We start from the raw sequence: 18,611 nt of genomic DNA, 5'->3' as shown, positions 1-18,611 counted from the left end.
GGGCAAATTTTTAATATATGATAAATAAAATTGATTATGATTAGTAAAAATTTAATTAATTCTAAAGTTTGGATTCCCCCTGTTGCTGTATTTTTCTTAGGAATAATGGGCGTACAGGCACAGACCCAAACCCAAACTAAGAAAGATACGGTCAACGAAAAGGAAATCGATGAAGTGGTTGTCATTGCTTATGGTAAGGCTAAAAGAACAAGTTACACCGGTTCAGTAGCTACTATATCCAGTGATAAAATCAATAACAGATCGGTGACCAATATTACAAAAGCCCTGGAAGGACAGGTTCCGGGAATTCAGGCAGTAAGTGCGTCCGGGCAGCCGGGTTCTACCGCTTCTGTACGAATAAGAGGAATTGGTTCCATAAGTGCTTCAAGTGATCCATTGTATGTGGTGGACGGAATTCCTTTTGACGGAAACATCAATTCCATCAGTCCTAATGATATTGAATCCATCAGTGTTTTGAAAGATGCAACGGCAAGTTCATTATATGGTTCAAGGGGAGCCAACGGAATCATTATCATCACAACAAAATCCGGCAAGAAAGGAGAGTCCAGGATTAATTTTAATATTAGTCAGGGATTTTCCGGCAGAGCGGTAAAGGATTATAAGCAGGTGAGCACAGATCAATACTTCCAGTTGTATTGGGAAGCATTGAGAAACGGATATAAATCGGGACAGATCACCTCACAGCAGGCAGCACAGATGGCGAGTGACAACCTGACAACTGCTTTGGGGATCAATCCTTACGGAGCCGGTTTTCCCAACCCTGTAGGGACAGACGGAAAGCTTGTTCCCGGAGCAAAAGCTTTGTGGAATGATGACTGGAGAGATATCCTTCAGAGAACAGCTTCCAGAAGCCAGGTAGATTTTGACATCAGTGGCGGTAGTGAGAAAAGCAATTACTTCTTTTCATTAGGCTATCTTGATGATAAAGGAATTGCCATTGAATCCGGGTTTCAAAAGTTTTCTACCAGGTTAAAAATCAATTCCGAAGTTAAAAAATGGTTGAATGCAGGAGCTAATTTAAGCTACACCAACAGTATCCAGAATGCGCCGCCGTCATCAGACTCGAGAACTGACAATATCATCAATGCGGCCAGGGTTATTCCGTCTTTCTATCCTTACTATGAAAGAAATGCAGATGGAAGCTACGTGCTGGATGCAGAAGGAAACCGTGTTTTTGATTTCGGAAAATACAGGCCTACCAGTGCATTGCAGAACCAGAATGCAGCAGCAACATTACCTTTGGACAAGAACGAAAATAAAGAGGACAACTTCTCCGGGAAAGGATTTTTAGAATTTACTTTCCTTCCGGAACTGAAATTTAAAACCAGCTTTTCCGTTGATTTGGTGAATTATAACGGTCATTACTACTCCAATCCGCTTCTCGGGGAAGGGAGTGAAATTGGCGGTTCTGTAACGAAGTCCAACAGCAGAACATTATCTTATACAACCAGTAATATTCTGACTTTCGACAAAAAATTCGGGAAACATCACCTGAATGTTCTGGGAGGGCAGGAGTTCTACAAATATGATTATCAGACGATATCCGGTTCCAGAAGCCAGTTTTCTCTTCCTTATTATTATGAGCCTGATGCAGCTGCTTTATTGGGAAGCTTTAGCGGTAACAGCGACAAATTCTCTTTGTTGAGTTTCCTGGGAAGAGCAGAATATGATTTCAATAATACTTACTTTTTATCGGTATCCGGAAGGGCGGACGGTTCTTCAAGGTTCTTTGCCGATAACAGATGGGGGAAATTCTGGTCAGTGGGGGCTTCGTGGAAAGCTTCAAATGAAGATTTTATCAAGAATTTAAATGTATTCAACCAGCTGACACTGCGTGCCAGCTATGGTGGACAGGGGAATGATAAACTGCGAAGACCGAATGGATCTTCTCTTTACTATGCTTACCAGGAATTGTATAAATTTTATAATAATCTTGGCGAGCCGGGAACTGTTCTGGAAAAAGTACAGACCAATGATGTGAAATGGGAAACCAATCTTAATTTAAACGTAGGTCTTGAGTTTGCCGTTCTTAATAACAGGGTGAAAGGGAATATAGAATATTTTAAACGTAAGAGTCAGGATCTTTTGTTTAATATGCCGGTTGCGCCATCTCTTGGGATCAGTGATTTTCCTTTTAATGTAGGAACAATACAGAACACAGGTTTTGAATTTTCATTCTTTACAACACCGGTTAAAAATGATAATTTCCAATGGAATGTGGATGTCAACCTGAGTACTCTGACCAATAAAATAACAAAGCTGCCTAAAGGATCCGTGATTACGGGAACAAAACGTCTTGAAGTAGGAGGTTCTATTTATGATTTCTTTATTCCTGAATGGATGGGAGTAGATTCTTCCAACGGAAAACCTCTGTGGAGATACATTTATCAGGATGCGAACGGGAATACAGTGGACGGGACCACTTCAGAATATGCAAAAGCAACCAAAACAGTACAGGGATCTGCATTGCCTAAAGTAATGGGAGGGGTTACCACAAGTATTGCCTATAAAAACTTTGATCTTTCAGGATTGCTGACCTTCAGTATCGGTGGGAAGATCCTTGATACGGATTATACATCATTAATGTCGAACGGAAGCGCCGGCGGACGTGCATGGAGTGCAGAAATGCTGAACAGATGGACGCCGGAAAACCCAAATACAGATGTTCCTGCATTAAGCACAGCAACAAATAACTGGACTTCCACTTCTTCAAGGTTTTTATACTCCGGAACCTATGCCAGACTTAAAAATGTGAGTCTGGGCTATACACTTCCTTCCGATTATTTTGAAAAATTAGGATTAAAAAAATTCAGAATTTATGTTCAGGCAGAAAACCTTCTGACTTTCTACAAACATAAAGGAATGGACCCGGAACAGGCACTGGATGGAACAACCTATTACAGATATCCTGCCATGAGAACGATAACTTTCGGTCTTCAGGCAACTCTTTAACCTATTTAAAATTGAAACAATGAAACAATTAAAATATATGTCTTTTGCCCTGATCGCAGCATGGTCGTTGACCAGCTGTGCAAACGAACTGGAAACGGCTCCTACGGATCAGGCTAACGGTGCTGAAGTTTTCAAAACGGCCGAAAGCGCAGAAACGGTGATCAATGGTGCGTGGGCAAAATTGAATGATGACGGTCCAACTTATGCAAATATCGGTTATTCAACCGTCTTGAGGACAAGTGATGCCATGGGAAGTGATGTGGCGATTCTAACGAATAAATATGGCTTTCCGTCTGCCTATGCTTTTACGGAAATGATCAACAATACAGCGTCGAGACCGCAGTTTATATGGTCGACATTGTATTCAACGATTAATAATATGAATAATGTGATCACCCGTATTGACCAGACCGAGGGGAGCCAGGAGAAAAAGAACCAGGTAAAAGGGCAGGCTAAAGCGTTAAGAGCCTTCTGTTATCTGAACCTGGCCAGCTTTTACCAGTTCAGTTATTTAAAAGACAAAACAGCACTTACAGCTCCTATCTACACAGAGCCTTCAACCATCAGTTCAGTTCCAAAAAAGAGAGCAAGCCTGGAGGAAATTTATACGTTGATTAAAAGTGATCTTACAGAAGCAGATAATCTGTTGGCCAATTATACCAGAAATAATAAAGATAAGATCAATAAAGCCGTAGTAAATGGACTTTTAGCAAGAACTTACCTGAATACCGGAGAATGGAGTAAGGCGGCTGCAGCTGCAAAGATTGCCAGAGCAGGTTATCCCTTAATGACTGCTGAAAAATATAAGGAAGGCTTCAATGACATCAGCAATAGCGAATGGATTTGGGGACACGGACAAACTCAGGAACAATCAGGAGCGAGCTATGCTTTCCATTATCTGGATGTGTCTTCTTCGGGAAGCTATTACTACAGTTTTATGGCGGACCCTTTTTTCAAAGATTTATTTGATACGAATGACATTAGATTTCAGCTGTTTCAATGGGATGGTCTGCCGGGCAGGGAAGGGCTGTTGAGGTATTCCAAATTTAAATTTAAAACCGGACTCATCGCAGATATTGTATTGATGAGAGCTGCAGAAATGTATTTGATTGAAGCCGAGGCAGAAGCAAGAAACGGAAATGTTACCAATGCTGTTGCAGCTTTAAACCAATTAAAAACCGCGAGAAATGCCAATCCTTATACAGGTTCTCTTGTGCAAAATGATGTGATCAAAGAGATATTGATTGAAAGAAGAAAAGAGCTTTTCGGAGAAGGATTCTCTCTTTCCGATATTATCAGAACGCAAGGTACAGTAGTAAGAAAACCGTACGTGGATACCAACGGCCAGCCGATAAAAGTACAAGTAACAACTCCTGATGGAACGGTAAAAACAGTGAACGGAAGAGGACATTCGGTCTTTAATTTCCCGGACCAAACTTCTTTTGCACCGAACAGTAAGTATTATCTGTTTAGTATTCCGCAGAAAGAGATTGAGAATAATCCGAATTTGTAGTTTTATTTAGATTTGATTTTTAAAAAAGCCACGATGTTTTAATATCGTGGCTTTTTATCAAATTAGTTATGTATTCTATTAGCTTTCACGTCACGGATTATTATAAACTTCATAAATTAAAGGGATTTTATTTGAATATATTTGTCCTGTAAATATTGTAAAGTCTCGTTGTTTATGCTTATTGTTTTTTTCTATTATGTTTCTCAGAAAATAAAGTTTAAACAGGTTGATTAAACCCTGCAACAAATGTGGCAGGGTTTTGAGAAATATTAGAAGTTAACGTAAAAAGAAGTATAAGCTTTTTATTTTGAAATGAGAACTTCATTTTAATTTGTAATATCTATATTTTTTAAAGATTTTTCTTTTATAATCTTTTTTAGATCTTTATAAGATATTTTCTTGATAATAGTATCTTTTTTTAGATCTTGTATAAAATATTTCAAATTTTTCTTATCTTTTTTTTCTGGATTCATAGAATAAGTAGTATCTACAGAAACTAACATATAAACATCATTATACATGCAATCCACTAGTCCACTATCAATAATTAATTCATTATTTTTCAGTAGCCTGTTTTGACTACCACCTTCAAAATCAATTTCATAACCCCCAAAAGGTAACTTCTCATAACTATCTGATATATTACAAGAAAATATTATAAAAAAAGTGATTACTATAAATATTATGCTTCTCATATATTTAGTATTTAGGTCCTCTTTCAAAATTCCAGACTCTCGGTCTGATGGTATTTATACCTTTAAAATTTATTTGAAATTCAATTCCTCCTTGTCCTGCATACCATTTACCAATAACTGTTGCTGCATTCCTAAAAGGACTATCTGTAAAATTTCCATGCTGTTCAAAATTATAAGTGTCTGGTAATATTTTTACTTGATTATTTCCAAGATACTTAACGGTAATATTTCCTAAAACTCTACCATCACTTGAGCTTATCAAAGTTTGAACATTATATGTTTTTCCTTTAACCCAGCCTTTCGTATCAACAGAATTTAAATCTATTTTACTTGCATCTAAAGTGACAGCACCACCATTCCCTTTTCTATACCAATTGTTTGCTTCACCCAAGTCCATTTTTCCGTCACCATTCAAGTCCCACGGCTCTTTCTCCTGCTTTCCTTTTTGTGTGGGTTCATTCCCAATTCTATGCGTAGTATGATTAAACAACGCTACAATCCCACCAATCTTCACACCGTCCCAAAAGTTTCCTCCTGTAAGGGCGGATCCTACACCCCCGGAAATCATTCCAACAGCAACCTGTCCTACACCACTGTATACATCTCCAACAGCTTGCCCATATCCGAAAGATACTGCACTTGCTAAAAATGCACTAGCAGCTGCAGTAAAGAAATTACCTCCCTGCATAAAGCTCAGCGTTCCCTGCACTCCTGCATGAACGAGGCTTCTTAAAGCTTCAGTTCCTATACTTGCAGCAGAATTAGTAAAAACATCCCCTATAACACCTGTTATTCCAGCACTTATCATACTCATTACAATGGTAGAATATAAGTTCAGAATATTAAACTTCGAGCCAGTAATCAAAACAGTGGCTGTGTAAGAAACAACAGCAAAAAGTACTGCTTTAACAATAGGAATCGCTAAAAACTGCCAGAATTCCCCGCTTGGATCATTAAACATCAAAGGATTATTCATCACATACCCATACTTATTGTAATTCTGGGTATTGTAAGGATCCTGAATATTTTCATCCGCATTTAAGAATCTTCTTAATAATGGATCATACAACCTTCCGTTCATGTGGATGATGCCTACTTCTGTAAAATGCTCGTGGCTGGTATATCCTCTATCTACTAATAGCAAAGCGTTGTCAATTATATTCTTATCTGTAACAATAGCCCCATTTCCAATTTGAAGATGGGTAAAATTACCCCAAGCATCGAAATGCCTCTGTTCAAGCTTGTTTCCTGCTTCATCACTAATGGCTAAGATACTGCCGATATAATCTTTATGTAAAAAATTATAAGAACCGCTGCTCTCCGTAAAGTTCTTTAAATATACAATATTTGATTCATATGGTGTTCCACCTATATAAATGATATGCTTTTCTTTTCCAGTCGTGTTGTCTTTTACAATTTCATAACTTCCGTCTTCACTGTAGAATTTGGTGAATTTTCCGTCTCCATCAACACTAAAGTTACCTCCGTAAGTTACTCGTTGTCTCATGCTTGTTAACCCATATTGGAAAGCAATATCTCCTTTTTCTCCATCAATGAATACCGGGTCATTGTTTTCATTATAGGCAATGCTTTGGATTAGATCATTATTATAATTTTGTGTTCCTGCGGCATTCAGGGTCATTCCAGTTGGTTGGTAAATCTTGGCAGAGTTTTCAAACTTGATAGTTCCTACCTGATCGTTCTGGGTGATTCTCCCTTTTATATCATAAACGTTTCTGTTGCTTGTTGGCTTAATTCCAGTTACAGGATTCGTCCAATTTATCAATCTGTTATTGTCATCATAATCGAATGATTCTACAATATTAAAGTCTCCTCCAGTTGTTCTGCTATTCAATTCATTTTTAATGGCATCGAATGAATAGGAAAGTTGGAGAATAGAAGGTTTTAATTGTGACGAATGATTAACATTCGTGAGGAATCCATTAGGATCGTAGGTATTGTTAATATCTGCTGCTCCTAATTTTGTTTTCAACACCTGACCTCTAGCATTGGCTTCTTTTAACTCCCAAAGGATTTTGCTTGAATTTTTGTCTTTTACCAGATACAATTCTCCATTCCAGGCGCTATACACATTTTCAATCTGAACTTTAGTAAGAACACCGGAAGAATAGAGTTGCTTCTCATAAGAAATTACTCTTGCTTTATCATCATAAGTTATTCCTTTTTGGATAAAGTATTTTCCGTTGCTGCTTTCTGAGGATGATAATATTCTTCCCTGCGGATCATAAGATATATTTGAACTGTAGGCTTTTCCTTTGGATGTTCCACCTTTTGAAATTATCCTTCCCTTATCATCATAAGTAAAGGAAATTAATTTATTGGTTGCTTCCCCACCATCAACCGTTGAAATTTCTTTTTGGGAAATTAATTGCCCTAAAGTATTGTAATTATATTCTTTGGTTCCTTTCGGACTGATAATTTTCTTAGGTTGCCCAAAACCGTCATATTCATATTTATACAATCCGTTGGAAGGATCATTAAATTCTGATTTTCTTCCCCAAGAATCATATTTTGTAGTGACAATGTTCTCAGCATATTGGGCTTTGATTTGTTCTCCTGCTGCATTATATGAGAATTGGATCGTTCCACCTTTATCTGTTGAAGAAATTACATTTTCTAACACATCATTGGTCTTGGAAGTGGTTCTTTGGTAACCGTTGAGTTCTTTTACGGTTGTGGTTAATCCTGAAACGATGGTCTCCATCTGCTTGCCATTGAATGCTGTAGCGGTTGCCTTGGTGATAGGGAATACAGAATCATCATAAGTGATAATATTCCATTGGGAAACACTTTGTCCTTCAAAATAAGGCTCAGATTCCTTGATTTTTCTTCCCAGTACATCATATTGGGTATCTTTAGAAACAAATTGTCCTTGTCCAAACGTTTTAGTAGAGGTTTTATAATCCTGACCCAATCTGCTAGTAAATTTCTTCGAGATCTTTCCATCAGGATTGTATTGGATAAGAATAATATTAGCATTATCGTCTCTTTCATACTTATAGGTGGTGGTTCCTCCTAAATTAGTCTTGGAAGTTAATAGTTTTCCCCAATTGTCATAGGTATTAACAAGCGTATTCCCTATAGGATCAGTCTGTTTTTTTATCTGTCCCCAATCATTGTATTCAATATTAGTTTCTAATCCTAAATTATCTGTCTTTTTCTCTACAAACCTTCCTTTAGGTTCGTACTGACTTGTTTCTTTCCGGGTTTGGGAGTCTACGCTATTGCTGATTGTTTTTTCGGTGATATTGCCAAAACCATCGTAATTGTAAGTTTCGAGCAAATAGCCGGTATTGTCTCTGTTCCCTATTTTAAGGGTCTTTAAAAGATTATTGTCATAGGTATATTCTTCTTTTGCCGATTTGGTATCTCCATACGCTTGTATAAGATCAGTTTTAGATTGAGGACGACCTATAAAATAATCTGCTCCGACTCCTGAGAAATTATGAATATATTCGAAACTGGAAGTTGTTATGGCATACCCGTTATTAATATTCGATACACTTTGCTTTGGAAGATAATAATCTCCATAAGTAATAGAGGTATTTGTTAATGTACCATTCAGGAAGTCCTTTGTTTTAGTACTTGTGGGGACTGTAGCTGTTACAACCTGTGGTTTATCGGTATCGGAAACTGGAGAGGTAATAACCAGTCCATTTAATAATTTGTATGATTCATATATAGTAGATTTAAAGCTCAATAACTGAGTGTTATTTTCAGAAATATCTACAGGGAAAATATTGTTTTCACTGTTAGTTTTAATACTCCATTCTTTTACTGGCATCCCATCAAAAAGAGGATCAATTTCTGCTCCAGACCAAACCTTGATATTTTCAAAGCCATCAGCATACCATGACGAACGAGCAGACTGATGATAACCCATCATTCCTTTTCCATGCATATGTCCAGTCATACCTCTGTATCGAAAATCCTGCTTTCTTCCTTCTTGCCTTAACTGTGATACAGCATAGGATTGGTCAATTCTGTTTAAAGAAAAATAAGGATAATATTCTTTTTTAAGTTTTTGATAAAAATTAGGATTAAGAGGATTATTTGGAATTACCTCTAAATAATCTACTGATGTAGTAATTCCTCCCTGACTAATAGATTGGATTTGAGATAGCAATCTGATCGAAGAAGGAGATTTAAGCTTGTGCATTCTTTCTTTCCAGAATAAAAATACATCATAATAGTTGTTATTTACTTTAATTTGTGAGGTAATCGGAGAAAATAACGTAAAATTCCCAAGATCATTAGTTACGTAATTATAACCTCCATAAGTATAGCTGGTAAAGAAATCAGGACTGTCATTTGCTGTAACTCCGTTAGCAGTATAAACTGCAATAGTATAGCCAAAGTATCGGCTAATTATACTTCCGTTTGAATTTACCTGACCAGCCTTATTAAAAGAGTTTATATGTACAATATCTGACTTACCGTCTTTATTAATATCTGATGCTGTATAAAAGTTCCTGTAAATATTAAAAGTTGGGTGACTACTGTTTTGATAGTCATTGGGTTTTCTATATTTCAACAGGTTTGCTTTCAGGAAATTAGAGAAGCCTTTTTCATTACCTATATAAAATCTCCAGTCATCTTTCTCTTGCGTATCTGTGGTTGGGATTGTAAAATCAATATTTCCATCACCATTAAAGTCTCCGAATAATACCGGAGATTCTGATGCTTTTGTTTCAGCTAAACTACCTGTGAATCTGATTTTCTTAAGATACTGATTAGAGGCAGTTTTTACAAACTCAAATACCGTATAAGCTGTATTGGAAACATCAATAATATCTATTTTTCCATCGCCATCTACATCCAGATACTGCTGCTGATAATAAGTACTTTCATTGATTCCTGAATCAATAGTATAGGTAGATAAAGGAGCGTCTGCATTTTTTAAATCTACTATAAAATTTCCAATAGAATAAGTACTGCAATTAAGTATAGTACATGGAGGGGGACGACTAGTAGTATCATTAGAATTGAAATTGTTACAATTAGGATCTGGAATCCATTCACAGATTTGCTGTTTTAAACTTAAAAATATATCTGAAATACCATCTCCGTTGAGGTCACCTTCATTTAAGGATGGTGATAGCATATGACAGCCTGCAGGTGGAGGATCGTTACCAGCTGAGCATCCTGCTTCATCATATATTAATTTTTCAAATATTTTTACAAATATATTATCTCTGAAAATATAACCTACTATCTTACCATTCTCATATTGAACAATCCCATTTCCGCTATATACTTGTTTCTCTTCATCTAATAAAGTATGAACAACCTTTGCTTCTGAATTAAAAATTTTGCCTGTAGAAATATCAGTAAAAGTATCATTAAAGCCACCAAGCTTTACAGTGCCATTATTTAAGACGAAATCGAGGTAAGAGTCCCCATTAAAATCACCTGTGAGTTTTACGTTATCAAAACTATCTACATTGTTGTTTGAAAATTCTAAAATGGGCTGTGTAGGAATTGGATAAGTAAAAGTTACTGGATTAGCCGCATTGTTATCAGCGTTATACTCTATAATTTTATCAACTACCTGATAATTTGTTCCGTTTTTAATATAACTTACAATATATTTTTTAAATTGACTTCCATTTGAAGTTACTTTAATTTCTGTTAATATTTTATTTTGGATAAAATCTTTTCCACTTACATAAGATTGTTCAATCAAGTCTCTCGTAGTATAAGTAAGCGAGATTTCATTGAAATTAGCCTTGTTAAGAGTCTCATTACCACCCCATGATATTGAGCTTAATACAGCCACGTTTCTTTCTTGCTGATAGTTATAATTGATAACATTTCCCTGTGTATCTATCCATTTTACAATATTATATTCGATGGGCGTTCTGGCTGAATAATCAAATGGAGGAGCTCCTGCCCATGACCCATACCAAGCTTGTGAACCATCTTCAAATGTTACTTCAAAATATGCAGGACTATTCAAAGGTTCTAATATATTGTGAGCCTGACCAACTGATTTGATTTTTACATTAGAATACTTCTCTGTAATATATTCCGCCCCGTCCTTTCCATATTCTCCTGATTTCAAAATCAGCCTTTGACCGTTGAAACTGTAGTAATCGGAATAATCTAATTGAACTCCTTTAGCCTCTCCATCTGCTTCAACCGTTTTCCCAACTTTTGAAATAGCTGTTAAACCTGACAGGTTCCAGCCATATCCTGCAATTCCGTTGTTAGAACCGCTTGTATAAACTAAATTAATTTGTGGAGCTACACTTTTTACCCCAGGTGGAAGAGCAATAGGCAAAGTAAACTGAAGTTGCCCAGCTCCGTTCACTTCTATATTTCCTTTAGTGTCATGAAAACTTTGTCCTGTTGGAGAAGTTGTTCCAGATGGGTTAGTTGCGCCTGCATCTGAATTTGTAGGCCCTCCTCCCGGATTTTCAGTACCCGGCCCAATTTTAGCAACAAAAGGATTAGATATATTGGATGTTGCATGGAATCCCTGCGCAAGCACTACAGTCTGTGGATCCTGAACCGTTCGCGAGGTACTTTCAGCTTGGTATAATATTGTTTGAGAGTACCCTAATATTGAGAGACAGGATATTATGAATGAATAGAAAATTTTCATATTCTTTTTCTTTGTGTTAATAAATTGATAGACGACGAATCAAAAAATAGCTTATCGTTTTGTAACATTTCGGCTAAACACTCTACCGTCTTTTAATGTAAATCGCAGAATATAAACACCCCAGTCATAACCTGCCATGTTAATCTTAAGCTGACGGTTTAATCCCGGAATATTCTGTTGCTGGAATTTCCAGTGCATTGTACTGTGCTGGTATAATGAAACGGACTCTATAAGATCATCTGCTTCTTCAGTCCAGTCGATGGTAAGAACGTCATTAACGGGTACAGGATAAAGCCTGATCTGTTTTAAGAAAGTTTTTTCATCCATAGAAGGAGCTTCTTGCTGTTGCAGGGCGGCTACTGTTTTGGTTTCTTGTTTAACCGCTTCAGTAGGTGCATTTTTAGCTGCTGCATTAGTCCCTCTGTATCTCTGATTTCCGGCTTCGTCATATTTGAAATAGACTTCTGTCTGGGAATATCCAAAGAAACCTACAAATAATGAAAATATCGAAAGTAATTTTTTTTTCATTTGTGATTTTATTTTTTAGTGGGAAGAAGCTGTTGGACTTGTTTTTTTAGTTCTTTAATTTCTTCGGATTGAGATTTTATTTGCTTACTTTGCTCGATTGAGTATAGGGTAAGCTCTTCTATTTTTTGCAATAACTTAATTTGAAATTCACCCACATTTACTCCTTCTTTTTCCATAACTTTTGCAGAAGCAATTTCGGGAAGGTGTTTTTTCTTTTTGATATGTTTTTCTACATCTTCTAATTTTGGAAGATTATAATTCTCATCAAAAACAAAATCTGCTGTTGGTGTAAGAGTTACTTTCACTTCTTTGGCTTCTAATTTTCCTTGTAAGGAAGCATTATCACCTTTGACTAAAAAACTTGTACCTAAGCGGGTACCTCCGGTGAAATCATTAGCATAATTTAACGTAAGTACATTACCCCCGTCGTGTACCATAGCACGGCCGCCTGAACCTCTGTTTGGATACTCAAGCCATAAATCTGCAGCTCCATTAAATGTAAAGTGCCCTGCATTACCTACTCTAAATGTACCCTCTGGGGTAAATCTTGCTACTTCGTTTTGATTAAATCTTATCGCCATTGCTTCTATAGGCTCGCTACCACTTCTTACAATTCCTAAATCTGCTGTATCATTATACCAAGTAAAACGTAACATTGAATTCATTGAATTGACAGCATTTGATGATTCTAAAAACTTTATTGTTTTTGGCTCTCCTCCAAAAACAATATCAAACTTAGCTTGAGGATTATTCGTACCAATTCCTACGTTCCCCGTAGAGGCATTTGCGGTTGCCTGCACCTGCCCTGAGGGAACTGCCAACTGTGCAAAACTAAAAGATGATGCCAATAGGGCGAGCACTAGTAATTTTTGTTTCATCATAATAATCTTAAAATATGTTAAATAATTTTTACAAAAGTATCTTTTTTAGTTCACAATAAAAAGAGTTATTTGTTTAATAATCATAAGAATATTCTCATAGTTAATGTTTTACAATTGATTAGTTGTGGGTATGAATATATTTTGTGAAACGTTAAAATTTGGTGTATTTTATTTCTATAAAAATGAATACTTTTTAGAAATAAAAAAGTACTGACTATAGTCTAGAGATGTTATAGATTGAATAAGAGCTGCTATTCTTTAAAATGGCTGTTCGGTTGTTTGGGATAGTTTTTTTTCGTAATGTAGTTTTTATTAAAGATTTTGAAAAAAGATAAATAAGAAATAAACTTTTTATTGCATCAAAATTTGTCATGACTCTTTCACAAAATAAACAATCTTCTCCTTTCTATTCTCCTTAAAACCGATCTTAATAGCTATGTTGGATATAATCCATTATCTCAAAAATAAAGAAAAATAGACAGTACTTTTAAAAAACAATACAATGTTAAGAATATGATAAAAATTTTAGATAAACTTTCAGTTTTAGAAAAAAACTTTACCTTTGTTCCCATATGGACCTTTTAAGATGGATACTTGCGTTCTATTTCATGGCTTTATCATTAATGCCTTGTGAAGATGCGCGCCGTCCTTCAGTAGAAACAGAGGCCAAACTGTCATTCCACATACAGGAATCTCATTCAAAAGATAAAGGAGATGTATGTTCGCCATTGTGTAGCTGCTGCTGCTGCCAGATGACCTTTGCTTCTTTCAAAATGGATCCGCTGTTTCAAGTTCAGAGCCATGTTCAGGCTTATTTTTCAAAGAAAATTCTTTTTCATAACAACAATTTTGCTTACCAGATGTACGACCATATCTGGCAGCCCCCTAAGATTTAATTTTATTGATTATTAGAAAGTTATGCTTTCTGATCTATTGAACTTTGCAATTTTATTGCAGAGGTCTTCGTGATATTTTTGCATCGGCATTATCTCCGTATGCACTTATAACCAATTAAAATTAAATACAGATCGTGTTAGATAAAATCATAAAATTCAGTATCAAAAACAAGTTGGTCGTCGGTATTATGACCCTTCTATTGATCATCTGGGGAGTATGGAGTGCTACAAAACTTCCCATAGATGCCGTTCCTGACATCACCAACAATCAGGTGCAGATCATTACCGCGTGTCCTACACTGGCAGGGCAGGAAGTGGAGCAGCTTGTAACTTTCCCTATAGAGCAGAGTATTGCGAATATTCCGGATATCCAGGAAACCAGGAGTATTTCCAGGTTTGGGCTTTCCGTAATCACTGTGGTATTCAAAGAAAATGTAGATGTCTATTTTGCCAGACAACTGATCAATGAGCAGCTGAAACTTGCTGTAGAGGAAATTCCAAAAGGCGTGGGGACACCAGAACTTGCCCCTGTGAGTACCGGTCTCGGGGAAGTGTATCAGTATATTCTTCACCCAAAAAAAGGCAGCGAAAAGAAATATTCAGCCAAAGAGCTCCGTACCATGCAGGACTGGATCGTCCGAAGACAGCTGAACGGAACCCCGGGCGTAGCAGAAATCAACAGCTTTGGAGGAGAATTGAAGCAATATGAAGTCGGTATAAACCCGGACCGCCTTAAAGCCATGGGAGTAAGCATTACCGACATTTTTACAGCATTAGAAAAAAATAACCAGAATACAGGAGGAGCTTATATCGACAAAAAGCCAAATGCTTATTTTATCCGGGGAATTGGCCTTGTGGCCTCACTGGAAGACATTAAAAATATTTACGTAAAAAATGAGACAGGAAGCGTTCCTATATTTATAAAAGATGTTGCAGATGTTCGTCTTGGGAATGCTGTACGTTATGGAGCACTGACTTACAATGGAAAAGTAGATGCGGTAGGCGGCGTAGTAATGATGCTGAAAGGAGCCAACAGTAACGAAGTGGTCAGCCGTATTAAAGCTAAAATCCCGACCATTCAGAAGTCCCTTCCCGACGATGTGGTCATAGAGCCTTTTCTGGACAGAACAGATCTTGTCGGAAGAGCAATTAACACTGTAGAGAAGAATCTTATTGAAGGTGCCTTAATTGTCATTTTCGTACTGGTGATTTTCCTTGGAAACCTGAGAGCAGGACTTATTGTGGCTTCAGCCATTCCATTATCACTGTTTTTTGCTTTGGGAATGATGAATGTTTTTGGAGTAAGTGCCAATTTAATGAGCCTTGGAGCCATAGACTTCGGCTTGATCGTAGATGGGGCTGTAATTATTGTAGAAGCCACCTTACATCATTTAGGACTGAGAAAATCCATGCGAACGCTTACCCAAAGCGAAATGGACGAAGAAGTTTTTCTCTCCGCATCGAAGATCAGAAGCAGTGCAGCTTTCGGGGAAATCATTATTCTGATCGTTTACATCCCGATCCTTACATTGGCCGGTGTGGAAGGGAAAATGTTTACACCAATGGCTAAAACGGTAGGATTTGCCATTTTAGGAGCATTGATTCTTTCACTGACCTATATACCAATGATGAGCGCATTATTCTTGTCTAAAAAGATTTCACATAAAGAAACTTTCTCAGACAAGATGATGAATTTTCTCCAGAAAATTTATCAGCCTATGCTGCAGAAAGCAGTTAAAGTAAAATACATCATTGTATCAGCTACGGTTTTCATTTTTATTGTTAGTGCTTTCATTTTCAAAAATATGGGTGGCGAATTTATCCCGCAGCTTCAGGAAGGAGATTATGCATTCCACTGTATCCTGCCGCAGGGAAGTTCCCTCAGCCAAAGTATCGAGACCTCTATGCAGGCGTCAAGAATTATCAAACAGTTTGATGAGGTGAAAATGGTTGTCGGGAAAACAGGCTCTGCTGAGGTTCCTACCGATCCTATGCCTCCCGAAGCCTCTGACCTGATTGTTGTTTTAAAACCGCAAAGCGAATGGAAATCAAAAAAATCATATACAGAACTGGCCGATGAGATCAGTGAAAAATTAGAAACCATTCCCGGAGTGTTTTTTGAAAAGAACCAGCCCATCCAGATGCGTTTTAATGAGCTGATGACAGGGATCAGACAGGACGTTGCCGTTAAAATTTTTGGCGAAAACCTCGATTCGCTTTCTATTTATGCGGATAAAGTTGGAAAAGCAATCCAGACCGTCGATGGTGCAACTGCCCCACAGATCGAAAGAGTAAGCGGACTTCCCCAGATCAACGTAGAATACGACAGAACGAGAATGGCCAATTACGGATTAAACATAGAAGATGTAAACAATGCTGTAAGTACCGCTTTTGCAGGTAAAACGGCCGGCCAGGTTTTTGAAAATGAAAGGCGTTTCGACCTTGTGGTCCGCCTCGACAGTCTTCACAGAACCAGTATCGATGATGTGAATAATTTAATGATTGCAACAGGAACAGGGACACAGATTCCGCTTTCCCAGGTGGCTAATGTCAGCTATAAACTGGGACCGGCACAGATCAGTCGTGAAGAAGGGAAAAGGAGAATTGTGATCGGTTTTAATGTAAAAGGCCGCGATGTACAAAGCGTAGTCAAAGATATTCAGGCCAAACTGGACCGGCAGATTAAATTACCTTCCGGATATTATTTTACGTATGGCGGGCAGTTCGAAAACCTGCAGGAAGCAAGCAAACGTCTGATGATCGCAGTCCCGGTTTCCCTGTTCCTGATTTTTATGCTTTTATATTTCACTTTTCACTCATTTAAGCAGGCTGCTTTGATTTTTACAGCCATTCCGATGAGTGCCATTGGAGGTATATTTGCCCTTCTTTTGAGGGATATGCCGTTCAGTATCAGTGCAGGAATTGGATTCATCGCTCTTTTTGGTGTGGCAGTTCTCAATGGAATTGTTTTGATCGGAACCTTTAACCAACTGGAGAAAGATGGAGAGACAGATGTACTGAAAAGAGTATATGAAGGAACAAAAACCCGATTAAGACCCGTTCTGATGACTGCAACAGTAGCTTCATTAGGCTTTCTGCCCATGGCAATTTCTACAGGAGCCGGAGCAGAAGTACAGAAACCTTTGGCCACAGTGGTGATAGGAGGGTTGGTGACTGCCACATTCCTTACCTTATTTGTCCTGCCCATGCTGTACATCATTTTTAATACAAAGATTCCGCGAAAGATGAATAAAATTAAACCTATCACTACAGTTGTTGTTCTTGGGTTTCTGATGTTCGGACAGACGTTCAACGCGCAGACCAGACAGATTTCCGTGGATCAGGCAGTAGAAATGGCTACAGAAAATAATTTGGTATTAAAATCAAAAGATCTCAATATAAAATCTGCAGAAGCGTTGAAAGGGACAGCAAAAGAACTTCCCAAATTAAATTTTGAAGCCCAGCTGGGACAATATAACAGTCCGAAATTCGACCAATCATTTGCCATTTCGCAAAGTATTCCTTTTCCTACGCTGTTCAAGGCAAGGAGAGAATTGATCACTGAAAATATAAAAAGCAGGCAGATTGATAAAGAGGTTTCAGCGAACGAGCTGACCAAACAGGTAAGAACGTATTATTATCAGATCGAATATCTTCAGTATAATAAATTCAAACTGAAAGATCTTGACAGTCTTTATCAGGATTTTATCAGGATCGCTACCGTAAGATTTAAAGCGGGAGATATCAAAAAGATTGAAATCAACACAGCAGAAACCCAAAAAGGAGAGATCAGCCTACTGCTCAAACAGAATGAAGTGTATTTAAATAATGCCTATAAAAATCTAAAGACATTATTAAATACTTCCGAAGATGTTGAAGTTCCCTTTAAAAGCGATTACGAACCTTTGAGAACAGAAAACATCCTCGACAGTTCTTCTGTAGCCAATAACCCCACGGTCAAAGCTTTCTATCACGAAATGGAAATTGCTGAAAAGAATAAAAACGTGGAAAAATCACAAGGACTTCCTGAATTCAATATTGGATTTACCAGCCAGTCCCTGATTGGTTTCCATACCAAAAACGGACAGGAAAAGTTCTATAATGCAGGTGATCGTTTCAATTCGTTTTCTGTAGGCGTTGCCATTCCTTTGACATTTGGAGCGACAAAAGCAAGAATGCAGTCCCTGGAATATGAAAAGCTGGCCGCCGAAACCAATGCGAAGATGAAGCAGAACCAGCTTTCAGCACAGCTTGAAAATGCTTTTGAACAATACCGGCAGGATACACAGCAGTATGAATATTACGTGAATCAGGCTATTCCTAATGCTGAGAAAATTGTAAAAGCAGCCCAATTAGGCTATAAAACAGGTGAGATTTCTTATGTAGAATATCTTTTTGCCCTGCAGACCGCTACCAATATTCAGTTAAAATACTTAGAATCCATCCAGCAGGTCAATCAGTCTGTCGTTACCATTAATTCAATCATCAATAAATAAC

General features: G+C 37.4%; 8 protein-coding genes. 4 read left to right on the top strand and 4 right to left on the bottom strand.

Translation table 11 applies throughout. From position 1 onward, the window contains the following. Positions 1 to 36: 36 nt before the first annotated feature. Positions 37 to 2,973, top strand: a complete 2,937-nt coding sequence (locus ACM40_RS02280; protein ID WP_048501203.1) for a SusC/RagA family TonB-linked outer membrane protein — start codon at positions 37 to 39, stop codon at positions 2,971 to 2,973. A 19-nt stretch (positions 2,974 to 2,992) separates the two neighbouring features. Next, the gene (locus tag ACM40_RS02275; protein WP_048501202.1) at positions 2,993 to 4,486 is read left to right on the top strand and encodes a RagB/SusD family nutrient uptake outer membrane protein; all 1,494 of its coding nucleotides are present in this window, start codon (positions 2,993 to 2,995) and stop codon (positions 4,484 to 4,486) included. 326 nt (positions 4,487 to 4,812) lie between these two features. On the opposite strand, the gene ACM40_RS02270 is transcribed toward ACM40_RS02275, so the two are convergent. From ACM40_RS02270 to ACM40_RS20725, 4 genes are read right to left on the bottom strand one after another with little or no spacing between them, the layout of a single operon-like run. Continuing rightward, positions 4,813 to 5,181, bottom strand: coding sequence for a hypothetical protein (locus ACM40_RS02270; RefSeq protein ID WP_048501201.1), 369 nt, complete (start codon positions 5,179 to 5,181; stop codon positions 4,813 to 4,815). A gap of 4 nt (positions 5,182 to 5,185) precedes the next feature. Then, positions 5,186 to 11,809, bottom strand: coding sequence for an RHS repeat-associated core domain-containing protein (locus ACM40_RS02265; RefSeq protein ID WP_053077085.1), 6,624 nt, complete (start codon positions 11,807 to 11,809; stop codon positions 5,186 to 5,188). Between the two features lie 51 nt (positions 11,810 to 11,860). Beyond that, a complete protein-coding gene (locus ACM40_RS02260) occupies positions 11,861 to 12,337 on the bottom strand; it encodes a hypothetical protein (RefSeq protein ID WP_048501200.1) in 477 nt (158 codons plus the stop codon). Between the two features lie 8 nt (positions 12,338 to 12,345). Further along, complete coding sequence (locus ACM40_RS20725) at positions 12,346 to 13,218, bottom strand: hypothetical protein (protein WP_053077084.1); 873 nt, start codon at positions 13,216 to 13,218, stop codon at positions 12,346 to 12,348. Positions 13,219 to 13,790: 572 nt separating this feature from the next. On the opposite strand from ACM40_RS20725, the gene ACM40_RS02250 reads away from it, so the two are divergent. Then, the gene (locus ACM40_RS02250) at positions 13,791 to 14,114 is read left to right on the top strand and encodes a DUF6660 family protein (RefSeq protein WP_048501199.1); all 324 of its coding nucleotides are present in this window, start codon (positions 13,791 to 13,793) and stop codon (positions 14,112 to 14,114) included. Between the two features lie 134 nt (positions 14,115 to 14,248). Beyond that, positions 14,249 to 18,610, top strand: coding sequence for a CusA/CzcA family heavy metal efflux RND transporter (locus ACM40_RS02245; RefSeq protein WP_083996764.1), 4,362 nt, complete (start codon positions 14,249 to 14,251; stop codon positions 18,608 to 18,610). Position 18,611: the final 1 nt, after the last annotated feature.

Origin of the sequence: Chryseobacterium sp. BLS98, assembly GCF_001045445.1 — a bacterium.
In the GTDB taxonomy this organism is placed as follows: Bacteria; Bacteroidota; Bacteroidia; order Flavobacteriales; family Weeksellaceae; genus Chryseobacterium.
This window is presented reverse-complemented; position numbering and strand designations above follow the sequence as displayed.

Excerpts from the sequence above, each read along its gene's own strand:
- ACM40_RS02265 (WP_053077085.1), bottom strand. The coding sequence starts at position 11,809 with ATGAAAATTTTCTATTCATTCATAATATCCTGTCTCTCAATATTAGGG.
- ACM40_RS02260 (WP_048501200.1), bottom strand. The coding sequence starts at position 12,337 with ATGAAAAAAAAATTACTTTCGATATTTTCATTATTTGTAGGTTTCTTT.
- ACM40_RS20725 (WP_053077084.1), bottom strand. The coding sequence starts at position 13,218 with ATGATGAAACAAAAATTACTAGTGCTCGCCCTATTGGCATCATCTTTT.
- ACM40_RS02280 (WP_048501203.1), top strand. The coding sequence starts at position 37 with ATGATTAGTAAAAATTTAATTAATTCTAAAGTTTGGATTCCCCCTGTT.
- ACM40_RS02270 (WP_048501201.1), bottom strand. The coding sequence starts at position 5,181 with ATGAGAAGCATAATATTTATAGTAATCACTTTTTTTATAATATTTTCT.
- ACM40_RS02275 (WP_048501202.1), top strand. The coding sequence starts at position 2,993 with ATGAAACAATTAAAATATATGTCTTTTGCCCTGATCGCAGCATGGTCG.
- ACM40_RS02250 (WP_048501199.1), top strand. The coding sequence starts at position 13,791 with ATGGACCTTTTAAGATGGATACTTGCGTTCTATTTCATGGCTTTATCA.